Origin of the sequence: Bittarella massiliensis (ex Durand et al. 2017) (assembly GCF_017566145.1) — a bacterium.
In the GTDB taxonomy this organism is placed as follows: Bacteria; Bacillota; Clostridia; order Oscillospirales; family Ruminococcaceae; genus Bittarella; species Bittarella massiliensis_A.
In genome coordinates this window covers 44,676-59,132 of sequence record NZ_JABFCL010000010.1, presented here as the reverse complement: position 1 = coordinate 59,132, position 14,457 = coordinate 44,676, and the positions used below count along the sequence as shown (strand labels likewise).

The window sequence follows — 14,457 nt, the reverse complement described above, 5'->3', positions numbered from 1 at the left end:
CGACCACAGGAGCCGCCCGTGCAAACGGGCGGTCTCTTTTTTTCCTTCACCTTCGCCAACATGCGAGAAAGGGCAAGCCGTCGGACCAACGGCCGGGAGCTATCATGGAGAGCCTGGCAAGGCTCCGAAGACTCCAAAATACGATGGACGAAATCCCTTCCGCGACCCGATAAAGGCGTGGGAGGGATTTCGTTTCCCACGGGAGCTCATACCGCGAAAACGCGAAACCGAAGACATGGAGGACGACGCCCCTGACGGGGCGACAACCTCAGCAACCTCAACAGCCTCAGCTTCCACGTCGTACACGGGGAAGGGCGAGGGGTTGCACTCAAAAATGAGCGGAATACTCAAAAAAACTCTTAAAAATTTGGCCTATTTTTGCCCTTTTTGAGCGTGAAATTTTCCGTTTATCCTCGTATATCAACATTTTTCTTACTTATTCTTAAATACTCATAAAAATATACACTTACTTGCACAAAGGGGTACTGTTATACGATTATAGAATAAAAGTTGAAAAGTTTTTGAGGGTTGAGTTTTGCCCCCTAAACACATGGTTTTCCACTCATAAACGAGCGTTTAGCATCCGATTTTCCCCCTCAAAAACGCTTTTTCACTTTTTGAGGGGAACGCGGTTCGCCCCTCTCGCATGTACCTCGGCGGTAGTAGTCCCGCATTTCGAGGCACGAAAAATGCGCCACCCCTCGAAGGGATGGCGCTCTTCTTTCAGGCTATTCGATTGTGTCGTCCTCGGGGTCGCCGATGGCGAGGTCGCCGTCCTCTTCGACGGACACCTCGGGGAGTCCGACGACGGACATGAGGAAGGATGCAATCATCGCGGCGGTTGCCACGCTCGTGGCCATTCCCCAGTCGATGGCCCCCATGGCGACTCCGCTCACTCCGACGAAGCCGAGCATCGCCTCCGCGAAAGTCTTGACGGCGCGGATTCCCGCAGCCTTAGCCCAGTTAATCCAATACTTCTTACTCATCATGATGTTCTCCTTTCGCCCTTCAGGGCTTCAAATTCGACGCTCACGGCGTCTTTTGCGTTAGTTGCTGTCATTGTGCTTGGACACGCCGAAATGGCGCTCACAGCGTTTCTCGAGCGCCGTGATACGTCGTTCCTGCTCGTCCACCTTCATCTCGAGGCGGGTGATTTGCGTGCCGTGCTGCTCGATTTTTTTGTCGAGCGTCTTCACGATGGCACGGGTCTCATCGACAGATGCCCCGATTGCGTCCAGCTTGTCCGCTATGCGCTGGCGTCGCGCCGCCTCGTCGCGCATGGACTCCGCATCCGTTTTGCGGTTGCGTATCGAGTTCACGATTGCGACGGTGGCTGCGACGAACAGCGATGCGATAGCGATGAGCTGGTCAAGGTTCACTGGTACCTGCATGCTGTTCACCTCTTTCCGTGTGTGTTAGAGAAGCTGGTTCACGCGCTTCTGTACGGCGTCGTAGTCGTAGCCCGCGGCCTCCAGCTTCTTGCGACGTGCGGAGCCGTTGCCCCACTCTCCGCGGATGACCTCGCGTGCCACCGTGTCGATGGACTTCTTGCCGCGTCCGTTGACGATGTTCTGCACATCGTTGTAGCGAGAGCCGAGCACCGTCTTGCGCGTGTCGCCGTTGCCGTACTTGCCGGCCAGCACCTCGTTCGCGAGAGTTCCCGCGCCCGCGCTGTTGATGTGGTTGATGAAGTCCTGCACCTCGTCGTACCGGTTGCCCAGCTTCTTGCGACGGTCTGCGCCGTTGCCCATCTCGCCGCGCATCACCTTGCACGCGAGGTCGAGAGTCGACCCGGCCGGTGCCGACGGCGTCGGTGTCGGAGCCGGTGCCGGCGTGTTGGGCTTGGAGGCTCCGCCACGGTCTCCGCGTGCGATTGCATCCCATCCGGCACGGTCGAGGTACGCGATGTCGAGGTCGAGGTTGCCGTTGTATCCGGGCAGGCGACCCGAGCTCGTGTACTGGTGCATCGTGACGAACTTGAACGCGCCGATGGAACCGGCCGGGAACCACGGGTCGGACTGGTAGCCCGTGTGGTTGTAGTTCGGGTACTGCGCCACCCAGAGCGCATGGTTCGGGGCGATTGCGCTCCAGTTCTCCTCTGTGAGCACGGAGCGGGACGTGTACACCATGCAGCGTACCTTCGTCTTCTCGTACACGCGGTCGAGGAACTTCTTGGCTCCTGCCGTGCCTACCTTGCGTCCGTACATCTCGTAGTCGAGGACGGGGATGCCCTCGCCGAAGTAGTTCTCGCAGTTCTTCACGAAGAAGTCGGCCTCGGCGATAGGGTCGCCGCCGGCCAGGAAGTGATAAAAGCCCCACTTCTTACCGAGCTTTTTAGCCTGCTGAATCCAAGGGTCACATGTGTTGTGCACGATGTTAGTCCCCTCGGTCGCCTTGCAGATAATGAAATCACAAGGCACCTTCGCGAGGTCGAGGCCTCGCTGATAGTTGGAAATGTCAATGCCGTTCATTGCCATAATGTCTCATCCTTTCCGCCGCCTATCGCGGCTCTTCTTGCATCGAGCCCGTATCCCGGGCCCTTATATGAAGAGCGGGCGCTTTCGCACCCGCTCCGTGTATCGTGTATGTCTTAACGTCCTAGACGGCCAGCACCGGCACGTGCCCCTTGATGGCCACCTGTACCGTGTCGCCCTTGGAGACCTTGTCGAGCGTGATGCCCTCGAGGTTGAGATTCAGCTCGTACACCGGCTTGGTCGGTTCCGGGTAGATGCTCACCGGGTTGACCACTTCTCGGAACACCCCGATGACGCCCGCGCCCGTGTCGCCGGCCTTCTGCACGTGCATAGCGTCGATGATGCCTCCGTTCAGCCTCATGGCGTCGGGGCTCATGGCACTCGCCATGCCGGCGATGCCCGTGAACATGTTGCTCATCGCACGCCCCCATTTACCGCCCGCCGCGTCGTATGTGCAGCCGACGTTCATGGGTTCCGTGGCGTTGCCCATGTCGCAGAGGATGTCGAAGAGGATGCGGAACTCTCCGGTCTTTGCCGTCAGCTCCGCCTTGACGTTCGTCACCTTCTCGTCGCCGAGCATGCCCCAGATGACGTTCGCCCCGTCGTGTGCCAGCGTGAACGAGGACGACTTGAACAGCTGGTAGATGTCGCTTCCCTTGAGCGTCAGCGCCATAGGCTTCGGCGTGTCGCCACCGCCTCCGCCGTCCGCTCCCTTGATGGAGATAGGCTCGCCGTTCTCGTCCTCGTACCGTGCCGCCAGACGGCTATTCGCTGTGGACGTCAAATGGTAAAGGATGCCATCGGGCGAGATGACCGTGTCGCCGTAGTACGGGTTTCGTTCATTGCTGATGCTCGGTTTAATCGTACCAACATCAAACTGATATGTGCGTCCGTCGCTCATGACTGCCGGTGCTTTCGTGGCTACATAGATGCCGGTGCCTCGGATGCCCTTCTTACCGTCCGTGCCGTTCTTGACGGTGAACTCTTTAGGGCCGTCCTTGTCGGTGATGGTCACCTTCGTACCGTTGTAGACAGCCGCCGTCGTCACGGTAGGGCTGAAACCGTCGGCTCCCGGTGCGCCAGGGGCTCCATCTGCTCCAGGCGTGCCAGGCTCGCCGGGGTCTCCCTTTGCTCCAGGTGCTCCGTCCTTGCCGGGGGCACCGTCCTGTCCGTTCTGTCCATCGTGTACGGTGAAGGCATGGGCTCCAGACTTGTCCGTGATGGTCACGGTGTGCGTTCCTTCTCCTTCGCTCACCTGTACAGTTGGGCTGAAGCCGTCGGCTCCGGGTTCGCCGGGGTCTCCCTTTGCTCCAGGCGCGCCGTCCTTGCCGTCGGCACCGGCGACACCAGGGGCTCCATCTTGGCCGGGGGCACCGTCTGCGCCGTTCTCGCCACGTTCGCCGCGTGACGGTTTCTGCGTGTCGACGCCGTTGATGTACCAGTTGCCGTTCTCTCCGATGGTAGGCGTTGCAGCCTCTCCGCCGTCCTTGCCGTTCATGACGTCGAACGCGTGGGCTCCGCCCTTGTCGGTGATGGTCACGCGCGTACCGCCTGCGATGTTCTCGGTCGATACGGTAGGGGACACGCCGTCAGTACCGTCCTGTCCATCGGCACCCGGTGCTCCATCTTGGCCGGGGTCTCCCTTCGCTCCAGGCGCTCCATCCTTGCCAGGAGCACCGTTCTGTCCGTCGTGTACGGTGAAGCGATGGTCTCCGGTCTTGTCCGTGATGGTCACGGTGTGGCTGCCCTCTGCGTCTTCCACGTGTACGGTAGGGGAGAAGCCGTCGGCTCCATCAGCGCCGGGCTTGCCGTCCTTGCCGGGTACGCCAGGCGCTCCATCGGCTCCAGGCGCTCCAGGTGCTCCGTCCTTGCCGTCTGCGCCGTTCTCGCCACGGGACGGCTTGCCCGTGTCCTGCCCGTTGATGTACCAGTTGCCGTTCTCTCCGATAGTCGGAGCTGTCACGGTTCCGCCTTCGCCTCCGACGCCGTTCATGACGTCGAAGCTGTGCTCGCCGCTTGCGTCGGTGATGGTCACTCGCGTGCCGCCCTCGATGCTCTCGGTCTTCACCGTCGGGCTCACGCCCGCATCGCCGTCCGCACCCTTCAGGGGCTTCGTGGTGTACTCCGTCTTGTCGCTCATGACGAACGTCACGGAGCTGTCATCGTTCTGCTTGACTTCGACGATGCCCGTTCCGACCTTCTCGAGTGCCTCGAGCACCTGCTTCATGTAGTCGTAGCCGGGTTCCGGCGTTTCGCCTGTCACATCCAGCGCATCCTTGACGCGCGTCGTGAACAGCACGGACTTCACAAGCGTGTCGCCGACGTAGTAGTCCACCTCGACGCTTCCGCGCCCTGCGATTGCCGTGTCCGTGCTCGTGGGCGTCCAGACGAGGCCCTTGCTCTCGTCCACGCTCGCCGCGGGGTATGTCGTCTCCTCGCCGCTGCGCCGTACCAGCACGACGACCTTGCCGCCGTCGCCGTAGTCGTTCTTAATTTCGTTGATGATGTCCGTGAAGTCGATGTCTCGCGCCATCGTCTCGCCCTTGCGACCGATGGGGATGTCTCGCCCGTTGATAGGCCTCACATGTGTACGAATCATAGTCTGATTCCTCCTTTGTCTTATTGTTTCAGTTGCGCGAACTTCACCGTCCACGCACCGCTCACGCCATTCCAGCCCGTACCTTGGCACACGACCTTGTACGGCAAGGATGACGCCATCCACGAGATGCCTGGGATGAACGCGCTGGGGAGCGGTGCCGTTGTCAGGTACAGCCTGGCGTCGGCCAACGGCTCCCATGTGTCTCCGCGAAGTATGAGCACGTCGTGAGAGCCTCGCAGGTACGTGCCGGGTGATTTCAGAAGTTGCGGGATGCTTCCGCCTCTCGGGATGCTGATGTTATCGCCGCACATCACGTATCCGAGGCACGCGCCGTCCCTTGTGTGCGCTCCGCTGGCCACGCTTATCTGCGTCTCCCATTTAGCGCCGCCCACCCGTGTCGATGAGCTCATGACGACCTCGCGCTCCACAAGCCCGACGGTCAGCCCAACGTCCGAGATGGTCGGGAACCGCACGTGCGCGTTCTTCACGAACATCTCGGCGGTCTCCTTTGCGTTGCCCGGGGGCATCAGCCCGCCGTCTCCGCCTTTGTCGGGGATGCGCCAGCCACGGAGCGCCCACCCGACCTCCAGGCCTTTGATGAATGAGTTCTGCTCCATGTCTCTACACCTCCCTTGCTCTCATGTACGGGATGAAGATAGGGGCTCTCATCGTCCAGAGCATGTCGGCGTTGTCGGCCTCCCAGCCCGCGCCTGTCAGCGCCATCCTGTACGCCGTGCCCTTGTACACCAGCTCGCGCTTCACGCCGTTGTCCTCCTCGGAGAACGACACGCCGTCGAGTCCGTTGACCCGCCGCGACAGCGTGAACGCCTTGCCGTCTTCCACGGTGTACGAGCCGGAGATGTCCGGCATGGTCACAATGGTCGGGTACTCTGGCGTATCTGGTAGAGTGAGCTCTGTCGGGGGCATGATGAAGCACTCGTCCCAGCCTTGCTTCACTTTCAGGGCCGACTGGCTCACGATGCGCAGCTCCCAGTTCGTGCCCCTTTCCTCGAATCCCTTGAAGTCCAGATGCGCGAGCATGGTGATGCTCGAGATGACCGCCAGCTCGATGCGGGCGTCTGTCATGGCCTTATTGAACTCCGTGACGTCACCGCCACCGGTCGCGCCGGGTCGTCGACCTCTCAGAGCACGCCCGGCGACGATGCCCGCCTGGAATGATGCCGTGTCGTATGCCATCCTCTCTACCTCCTTTACCATGTGATACCTATAGCGTGGCCGTCCGAGGCCGTGACCTTCGTAGGCCGTCCGCTCGAGTCGAATGTCAGCGTGTACGTCATCACCGTGCCGCCTTCCAGCGTCTCGGTGAACTCCTTGGAGCTCCATTTCGAGAAGTTGAGCGCCGTCGTTCTTTGCGAGCTCATGGAGCCGATGCTGCCTTTGAACGCTTCCAGGTTCTTGTTGGTCTCGCTCAGGCTCTTGTTGGTCTCGCCCAGGTCGCTCTTCAAGCCGGCCACCTCGGCGTCCACCTTGTTGACCTCCTGCTCGACCTTCTTCAGCTCGTGGTTTCCCTTGTATCCCGTGTACACATAGGGGTACTCGTGGTTCAGCTCCTCGTCCTCGGGTGCCGAGAGCGTCGCGTCGCACATCTTGTCGAAGTTGCGGTCGAGCTTCGCCACCATGGACGTCCAGCCGTTAATCTTCACCGTGTCGCCGATTTCCACCGCCGGGTCAAGCAAGGCCTCCGACGCCGTATATGGCCGGTACACCCAGCCGGCAATCGTGCTCAGCACGCTGTCGGCGATGGCCTGCGTGCCCCACGGGCACTCGCCCTCGATGGTCAGACCCGTATCGTTTCCCGCCGTGTACTCCGTGACGCCTTCCACGCCCTGGATGCCCGTGATGCGCACCTTCGTGAACGCGCCGGAGTCGACGCCTCGCTCAAGCGCCCCCACGTTCAGCTTCAGGTCTTGCGCCACCGTCGTCGACTTCTTCAGTCGCACGCAGGCAAGGAGCCCGCTGTCGTTCACGACGAAGTTGCCGCCCAATGCGACGGCAATCTCTCGCAGCAAGTCGCGAGCTGTCTTGTTGCCCGGGTACGGCATCACCCAGCTTGCGGGAATCGCCTGTATCACGTCCGCGCTTCCGGTGACGCCGATGTCGGCGCTGATGTTCTGGTATACCTCCCGGGCTCGCTTCGGCCAGGAGGCTCCGCTGTCGGAGTCCATGTGCTTGTCCAGATACACGTACTCGGTCTTCAGCATGGCGTCGTAACAGTGAACCTTCATCACTTCGCCGGTCTCGTCGTAGGCGCGGGAGTCGATGTAGAACTCGCCCATGGGAATCCATGTGCTCCATTGCTCGAACCCCGTGGCTTCGTCAATCGCTCCGATGCGCGTCTTCACCACGCACTTCGCAGCCGCCGGAATGGTTCCGCGAGGCATGAACTCTAGCTCCATCTCGCGAGACACGGCGGAGCCGATACCCGGGCCACTTGTATCGAACAGTTGCCCGGGCGTGCTCAGCTTCACGATGGCGTCCATCCCGTAGGTGACCCCGTTGATGGTCACCTGATGCTCCGCCCAGTGGTTGGGGTTGGCGAAAATGTCCTTGTAGCTTTGCGTTGTCTGCTTCATAGTCTTTACGCCTCCCTCAGCTCAATCTCTCCGCCCGTGTACCGGCGTTTGCCGTCGACGCTCTTCAATGCGAACACGGCCTCGATGTTCGAGGTCACGCGCATGGTCTTCGTCGTAGTGGCTCCGTCCTTGCTCGGGTCGGTATATATGACCGATACGGAGAGGCGGTTCAATGCCGTGTACAGCCTTGTGGCCTCCGCCTCCGTTATCGGCAGGAATGAGACGCTCAGGATGTCGCGGAGCTTGCCCGGGTACGGGTGCTCGACGTCATCCAGCGTCGTGATTATCTTTTTGTAGGTGACTTCCTTCGTCACCTTGTATGTGGACACGCTGGAGGAGAAATCCACGCCAGCGATGCTCAATGTCAATCCGGTCATGAATTACACCCCCAGTGCTCGACCGATTCGTCGGTTGTAGTTGTACGCCGTCTCGCCGATGACACGGCCATCCAGCACGCTCTGGACGATAATCGTCGTCGGTGTGCCGTCGCCATCGCCACGGCTTTGCGATGCGATAGCGTTGTGCAGTCCACCCGCCGCGCTGTCTCCGTATCCGACGGTCTCAGACGAGAACCCGCCGCGGATGCGCTGCGAGATGTCGCGCACGGAACGCTCGGCGTTGTCGCCTTCGTCCTCGATACCGAGGGCGAGCCCCTCCGTGATGAATCGACCCTGCACGCGCATGACGCGAGAAGGGGAGTTGATGTCGAAGAAGTCGCAGACCTTGTCGAGCAGTCCGAAGCTCAGCGTGTTCAGCACGTCGTACAAGAAGCCAGCGCCGGCCATGATGCCGTCTGCGAAGCCCTTGATGATGTTCTTGCCCACGTTGGCCAGGCCAGAGCCCACCTTTGCGAAGAAGTCGGTGACAGACTCCCACGCTCCGCTCAGTCCCTTCCAGATGGTCTTGCCGACCTCTCCGAGGATGCTTCCGATGCCGTAGATGACGAGCCACAGCCCGTAGGACAGGCCCACGACGAGGCGGGACGCTATCTCGAGCACGCCCTCGACCAAGGTCTCGGACAATGCGACGAAGCCCTCCCATGCGGCCGCGAGCATCACGCCGCCGATTTCTCGGACGACCATGACGATTGCCGCCTTGATTTCGTCGTTTTGCAGCAGGAACACGATGGTGTCGCATATCACGCGCACCACGTTGGCTATCTGCTGTATGTTGTCGCCGGATGTGATGAACTCGCAGATGGCAAGCAGCAACGATTGAACCGCTCCCATGAGCCCCGGCATGATGTCCTCCAGCATGCTGCCGAGCATGTCGAGAATCTCCGGGCCCCGTTCCTCGAACGCGTCGCCCAGTCGGTCGAACACTCGCACGAGAATCGGCCCCACCTTGTCGAGCACGGCGTCGATGGACGTCACGAGGTTGTCAGTCACCTTGTCGAAGTCGGCGTTGGGGTCGGCCAGCGCCACGAGGAAGTTCTGCCACGCGGCCTTCATGGTGGCGATGGAACCCTGCACGGTCGACGCCGCCTCTTTGCTGGACGTTCCCGTCAGCTTCAGGTTCTCCTGTACCTTGTGGATGGCCATGATGATGTCCGCGAACGTCACGCCCTCGAGACTCTCATCCACTGTACGGCCGAGAAGCCCCGCGTCGTTGATGAGCCTTGCCATCTCCGCCGCCGTGCCCCCGTAGCCCAGTTTCAAGTTGTCGAGCATCGTGTAGTTCTGCTTCGCGAACCCTTGGTATGCGTTCTTCACGTCCTCGGCACGCGTGCCGTAGGTGTTCCAGTTGTCGGCCATGTCGTTGATGGCGACGTTCACCATCTCCGCAGCGGCCGCGGAATCATTGCCCAGCGCCTGCATGAGCGATGCGCTGAACGACGTGGCAATCTGCATGTACTCGTTGGATGACATCTGCGCAGACTTGAACGCGTTGTCTGCGTATGCCTTGACGATAGCGGCGCTACCGCCGAAAAGTTTCTCCACGCCTCCGACGAGCTGTTCGGCCTCACCGTAGGCGTCCACGGAGCTTTTGGCCACGGCCGTGATACCGGTGGCCGTGATGGTCACGACGGCCGTTGCCGCCTTCACGATGCCCTTGACGACGTCAAGGGCCTTCACCCCGCCTTTCTGTACCATGTCGATACGCTTCTGGTGGGATGCCGCCTCGTCCTTCTCAAGCTGTTTGCGGATACGCTGCTGCTCCTTGGCGGCCTTCTCGGCCTCCCGTTGCTCGGCGCGTGCCTTCTGCTGCGCCATTCGCTCGGCGTCTCGGGCTCTCTGTTCGGCGTACCGGCGCTCGTCGCGCGCCTGTTGCTGTTCGAATCGCGCCTTGTCGCGTGCGCGTTGCTCCTCGTACCGCTTGGCGTCCCGCGCCTTCTGTTCCGCGTACTTGCGGGAGTCACGTGCACGCTGTTCTTCGTACTTGCGGTTGTCTCGGGCGGATTGCTCGGCGAACTTCTTCGCCTCACGTTCCGCCTTCGAGAGGTTCTCCGTGTATTTGCTTGTGTCGATGGTCATCTTTGCATAGATGTCCAGTAAATCCATGTGTCATCACTCCCTTCCGCTGGTCGGAGTCAGCCCAGCCATTGCGATGATGTCCGCAGCGATTTCGTCGCCTGTACGCGTGTCCTCCTTCGGAGGGTTGACCACGTCGTAGTACCGCTGGCGGGCGTATGTTCCACCGCTGAACCGGGCTGTGTTTTCAGATATCGTGCGCAGGGAATCCGTGACGTACACCCGGAATGTCTCATCGTGCAGGTCTTGCAGGATGCGAGACTTCGCGTACCCGCAGAACTGCCGGAGTGTGTGCCCTCGGAACTCGTTTAGATAGCAGAAGCAGCGATACCGCCCTGTGCCGTATCCGTTCCCGTCGCCACCTCCGCAGACGTAAAAAAATCAGCGAACATAGGGTCACTGATGAGGTCTGTCATGTCTGCGATGAGCTTGCCAAGTGTCAAGTCCTTCGCGTACTCTTCGCGGTCTGCGAGGTTCACCGCCGCGAGGATGGTCACAAGGTCTTCCTTGTGGTCGTGCATGAGCGCGGGCAATCCCTTGGCCAGACGCTTCGCGGCAAGCCCGCGGATGTTCGCCCCAGCAGGTACGACCTCACGCTTGAAAAGCGCCATTGCCTTCTCGTCCGTCGCGATGTTCGTGATAGGTTCGATGCAGTCGGCGATGACGTCGAACACGTCAGCACCCTTAATATCTGAAAGTTTCATTTTCTTGTCCTCCTTCTACGTGTATCTATGCGTTAAGCAAGAGAGGGAGCCTTCTTGCTCCCTCTCCGTGTCTTTGTCGTTGTACGCGGTCGAGCCGCGTTCGCAGCTCAGGCCTCTTCTGCGCCCTTCTTGATGTAAATCTCGAAAGGCACCGTGTCCTGCGCGCTCATGCTGTAGTGGCCGGTGAACTCGAAGCTCATCTTGCCCTTGTCCTTGTCAGCCGTCTGGAGCTTGAAGCCTCCAGTGGAGAGGGCGTTCAGCATGTGGATGGCGATGAATCCGCCGTTCTTGTCTCCGTTCTTGCCGGAGTAGTCGCCCACGAGCCAGATGTCGGAGAAGTCCGCATCCTTGATGTCGTTGCGCGGCGTAATCTTGTCAGCCGTGCCTGCCTTCGCGGAATCCGCAGCGCCCACCATGAGCTTCGCGGAATCTGCCGTGACGGTCACGAAGCTGCCGGACAGCTTCACTTCCCACGACTCGAGCTTCTTGAGCTCCTTCATGTTCTTGGGGCAGTTGTCGATGTCCTCGCCGAAGTCCTTGAAAGTTGGGACGGCCTCGAAGTTGATGCCGCCCGAAGTGGCGCCCAGGATGCCCGTCGGCTCGAACGTGGCCGTCTCCGGTGCGAAAGTCTTCAGCAAGATGCCGGCGTTGAGCTGAATCTCATCGAACGCCGTCTCTGGAATCTTTGTAAACTTCATGTATCTTCACTCCTTCGTTAGTCAATGGTCAGGAACTCAGCGGATACGTTGATGTACCGGCGCTTGATGCTCCTGTCGTCGTATGGTGCGTTCTGGCACCACGGGGTACCGCGCTTCAGCCAGATGGCTCCCTCGTCGCAAGCGACGAGGTGCCCGCCCCGACCGATTGCGTCGGCGAGCTTCTTGGCGAGCGCGTTGATGTCAGCCTCGGACTCTGTGCGGGCGTAGATGTTCACCGTCAGTGCCTGCGGTGCGTCCCCGAAGAATCCCTCGCTGTACGTGTATGTCAGATACGGCATGGCCGCATCGTCTGGAACGGCTGCGGACGGGTACGCCGTCATCACGCCGTTGAAAAATTCATGTATCGCCTTCGCCTTCGTCTGTGCCATGTCTACGCCTCCTCCCATTCGATTGCCGTCACCTGTTTGAGGGAGAACGTGGCGCAGTCGGGCGACTGCGTGTCCTCTTGGTCGCTCACGACACAGAACAGCTTGCCGTCGGAGATGCGCTTGAACACGCTGTGGTAGGGGATGTCGTGCGTCTTGTCCACCGTCACGGTGTACGTGCACGATGCCTGCTCACGGTCTGCGACGACCGTGTCGACGTCCTTGTCCTTGACGATGGCGGGCGTGAACGCCGCGCCGTCGGCCCACGATACATGGGAGCCGCCCTCTCCGTCGGGCATGCTTGTCTTGATGCGCATCACGCAGGGCGTGCGGAAATTGTCGATAAGGCTCATATCTTCCTCCACTCGTTCAATCGCGAGCGGAACACCTTCTTCCATGACAGAGGGGCACCGTCGGCGTCCGTGGCACGCGTGTAGCTGTACCCGCCGAAACTCTCTGATTTATAAGGGGACGGCTTGCTGCCGTCGGAGGCCTCATATGCCTCGATGTCATGCACTAGGTCGATGAGCGCGGGCGGCACGCTCAGCGCCCAGACGGCTCCGGTGAACGTCTCGTCCGTGAGCGTCTCCGCCGGGTTGGCGTACACGCCGTCGTTGAACACGGAACCGCAGATACGGAAGAGCTGACCGTCAAGCAGGAACTCGGACAAGTCAATGCTGCCGTCTTCGATGGTGAACGTGCCCTGATGGATGCCGTCGGGAGAGACGAACCAGTTGTTGAGGTGCTTCAGCACCGCTTCCAGCATACGCATACGCTCGTCCTCCTTCCGCTATTTCGACGCCGCGGCCTTGTCGGCCACAGCCTCAGGCTTCTTGTCCGCCGGCTTGCTCGCCGGTTTCTTCGCCGTCACGACTGTGAGGCGCGGGTCTTTCAGCATCATCGCCTCGACTGCCTCTGTGGCCGGCTCGTACACCGTGCCGTGCGCGTTCTTGAACTTCTTCATAGTCTTCGTGACCTCCTTCTATAAATAAAGCCACCTCGCGGGTGGCTGTTCATGTGTCAGTTGGAAATAGAAGGGGCGGGCTGTTCACCCGCCCCGTCGGTATCTCGGTACCCGTCAGGGTTAGGCAGTCGTCAGCTTGAAGATGAGGTCTTCAGTGACCGCCTTCGTTCCGTAGCTGTAGAACATGCCGAAAGAGTACGCGTTGGACAGCGGAATCTTCGCGGGGTTGGAGACAGTCGGAAGAACCGGCTGCGCGACAGCACCCTCCGCCATGGCGATAGCCTCGTCAGTGGCCGGCAGGTACACAGAGCTGTACACCTTCACGCCGTGGTACGTGTCGACTTCCTCGTCCTTCGTGTTGTGGTTCGCGTTGTCGAGGTACGTGCGAATCTGACCGTAGAAGGCAGGAGCACACACGACCGCAATCATATCGCGCTCGACACCGTCGACGTAGTCGTTGGACACCGTCTCGACGGCCTGAATGAGCTCCTCGAGCTTCTCCTGCGGAGTCGTTCCCTTCGGAGTCACCTTCGTGCCCGCAGCGGATGCCTTCGCGAAGAAGTCGCGCTCGAGCTCGCGAATCATGGACTTCTCGTCCATGGCCACCTGGCGCTCGATGAAGTTGTCAACGCCGTAGAGGCTGACGTCCTTCTGCTCGACCTCGGTGATGAGCTCCTTGTCCGTGTCGATGGCGACAGTGACGGCCTTGGCCTTCGCCTGCTGTCCCTTACCGCCGGAACGAGCCGTGCCGTAGTTGTTGGACTTGCGGTTCACGAAGCGCTTGGCCTCGACGGAACCCGCACCCGGTACGCCGGAGAGGTCCGTGTTCTTCAGCTTGGAAGAGATAGTGTTCTTGCCGACGTTGGCAATGACCTTGCCATAGGACTCAGCAAGATAGTCCTTGCCCGATTCAGTGTCGAGCACACTCAGAGATTGAATACGTGCCATAATAAAATCATCCTTTCGTTTGTTTACTCAATGTATGGCGTGCGCCGTCTTGGCGCACTGGTTAAAAGATTGCAGGGATGCTCACCGGGGTTGACGGTTCGCCGCTGCCGCCTTCTGGAGGCGTTGCAGTGTCCGCGCCCTTCGTTCCGGTCGTCACGACCAGCGAAGCGAGGTCGCCGGCGATGGCGTCGTCAAGGCTCTTCGTGTCCTTAATCTTGCCCTCGTCGAGCTCCAGCGCGTCGACTTCTGCGCCGATGTAGCGCATTGCCAGCGTCATGCCCTTGTCGGAGATGCCCTTTTCCTTGAAGTACGCCTTGACGGCCGATTCCTTGGCCTCCTGCGCCTTCTTCGCCTCGATACCCGCCTTGAAGTCCTCGAAGTCCTGATGCTCCTTCTCGTACTTCGCCTTGAACCTGTCGTCCTTCGCGTCGTTCAAAGCTGCGTTGGCAGTGTCAAGCTGCGACTGTACGTCCTTGAGCTTGTCGGCGTCTGCCTTGTAGTTGTCCCTCTCTTCTTTGAGGGCGTTCACCGTGTCACTGTGGGCGGTGATGATTTCATCCACCTTGTCGTCCTCAATGCCCAGTGCCTTCAGAAATTTGCGTGTAAGTGCCATGTCTAT

Annotated in this window: 18 protein-coding genes; all 18 read right to left on the bottom strand. The window is 60.2% G+C overall.

Features of this window, described 5'->3' with window-relative positions:
* Positions 1–728 precede the first annotated feature (728 nt).
* Positions 729–986 (bottom strand): holin, encoded by a 258-nt coding sequence (locus HJY11_RS10290; RefSeq protein WP_243764423.1) that lies wholly within the window; start codon positions 984–986, stop codon positions 729–731.
* Between the two features lie 60 nt (positions 987–1,046).
* Entirely contained in the window at positions 1,047–1,391 is a 345-nt protein-coding gene (locus HJY11_RS10285; RefSeq protein WP_208075872.1) for a hypothetical protein, read from the bottom strand.
* Between the two features lie 24 nt (positions 1,392–1,415).
* Complete coding sequence (locus HJY11_RS10280) at positions 1,416–2,477, bottom strand: GH25 family lysozyme (RefSeq protein ID WP_208075871.1); 1,062 nt, start codon at positions 2,475–2,477, stop codon at positions 1,416–1,418.
* Positions 2,478–2,598: 121 nt separating this feature from the next.
* Entirely contained in the window at positions 2,599–5,073 is a 2,475-nt protein-coding gene (locus HJY11_RS10275; RefSeq protein ID WP_208075870.1) for a collagen-flanked surface repeat-containing protein, read from the bottom strand.
* 20 nt (positions 5,074–5,093) lie between these two features.
* Entirely contained in the window at positions 5,094–5,690 is a 597-nt protein-coding gene (locus tag HJY11_RS10270; protein WP_208075869.1) for a hypothetical protein, read from the bottom strand.
* A gap of 4 nt (positions 5,691–5,694) precedes the next feature.
* On the bottom strand, positions 5,695–6,270 hold the full coding sequence (locus HJY11_RS10265) for a hypothetical protein (protein ID WP_208075868.1): 576 nt from the start codon (positions 6,268–6,270) through the stop codon (positions 5,695–5,697).
* A 14-nt stretch (positions 6,271–6,284) separates the two neighbouring features.
* On the bottom strand, positions 6,285–7,667 hold the full coding sequence (locus HJY11_RS10260; protein WP_208075867.1) for a hypothetical protein: 1,383 nt from the start codon (positions 7,665–7,667) through the stop codon (positions 6,285–6,287).
* Positions 7,668–7,672: 5 nt separating this feature from the next.
* Positions 7,673–8,044 (bottom strand): hypothetical protein, encoded by a 372-nt coding sequence (locus HJY11_RS10255; RefSeq protein WP_208075866.1) that lies wholly within the window; start codon positions 8,042–8,044, stop codon positions 7,673–7,675.
* 3 nt (positions 8,045–8,047) lie between these two features.
* Positions 8,048–10,168: a phage tail protein gene (locus HJY11_RS10250; RefSeq protein WP_208075865.1), complete on the bottom strand. Its 2,121-nt coding sequence runs from the start codon at positions 10,166–10,168 to the stop codon at positions 8,048–8,050.
* A 6-nt stretch (positions 10,169–10,174) separates the two neighbouring features.
* The gene (locus tag HJY11_RS10245; RefSeq protein WP_208075864.1) at positions 10,175–10,360 is read right to left on the bottom strand and encodes a hypothetical protein; all 186 of its coding nucleotides are present in this window, start codon (positions 10,358–10,360) and stop codon (positions 10,175–10,177) included.
* Between the two features lie 86 nt (positions 10,361–10,446).
* On the bottom strand, positions 10,447–10,842 hold the full coding sequence (locus HJY11_RS10240) for a hypothetical protein (protein WP_208075863.1): 396 nt from the start codon (positions 10,840–10,842) through the stop codon (positions 10,447–10,449).
* 107 nt (positions 10,843–10,949) lie between these two features.
* Positions 10,950–11,540: a hypothetical protein gene (locus tag HJY11_RS10235; protein ID WP_208075862.1), complete on the bottom strand. Its 591-nt coding sequence runs from the start codon at positions 11,538–11,540 to the stop codon at positions 10,950–10,952.
* 17 nt (positions 11,541–11,557) lie between these two features.
* On the bottom strand, positions 11,558–11,929 hold the full coding sequence (locus HJY11_RS10230; protein WP_208075861.1) for a hypothetical protein: 372 nt from the start codon (positions 11,927–11,929) through the stop codon (positions 11,558–11,560).
* Positions 11,930–11,931: 2 nt separating this feature from the next.
* Positions 11,932–12,279, bottom strand: a complete 348-nt coding sequence (locus HJY11_RS10225) for a hypothetical protein (RefSeq protein ID WP_208075860.1) — start codon at positions 12,277–12,279, stop codon at positions 11,932–11,934.
* The gene (locus tag HJY11_RS10220; protein WP_208075859.1) at positions 12,276–12,698 is read right to left on the bottom strand and encodes a hypothetical protein; all 423 of its coding nucleotides are present in this window, start codon (positions 12,696–12,698) and stop codon (positions 12,276–12,278) included. Before HJY11_RS10220 ends, HJY11_RS10225 begins: the two co-directional genes overlap by 4 nt.
* A gap of 18 nt (positions 12,699–12,716) precedes the next feature.
* Positions 12,717–12,890 carry a hypothetical protein gene (locus HJY11_RS10215; protein WP_208075858.1) on the bottom strand — a complete coding sequence of 58 codons (174 nt, stop codon included), beginning with the start codon at positions 12,888–12,890 and terminating at the stop codon, positions 12,717–12,719.
* A 120-nt stretch (positions 12,891–13,010) separates the two neighbouring features.
* Positions 13,011–13,838 carry a hypothetical protein gene (locus HJY11_RS10210; RefSeq protein ID WP_208075857.1) on the bottom strand — a complete coding sequence of 276 codons (828 nt, stop codon included), beginning with the start codon at positions 13,836–13,838 and terminating at the stop codon, positions 13,011–13,013.
* A gap of 61 nt (positions 13,839–13,899) precedes the next feature.
* A complete protein-coding gene (locus tag HJY11_RS10205) occupies positions 13,900–14,451 on the bottom strand; it encodes a phage scaffolding protein (protein ID WP_208075856.1) in 552 nt (183 codons plus the stop codon).
* Positions 14,452–14,457 lie beyond the last annotated feature (6 nt).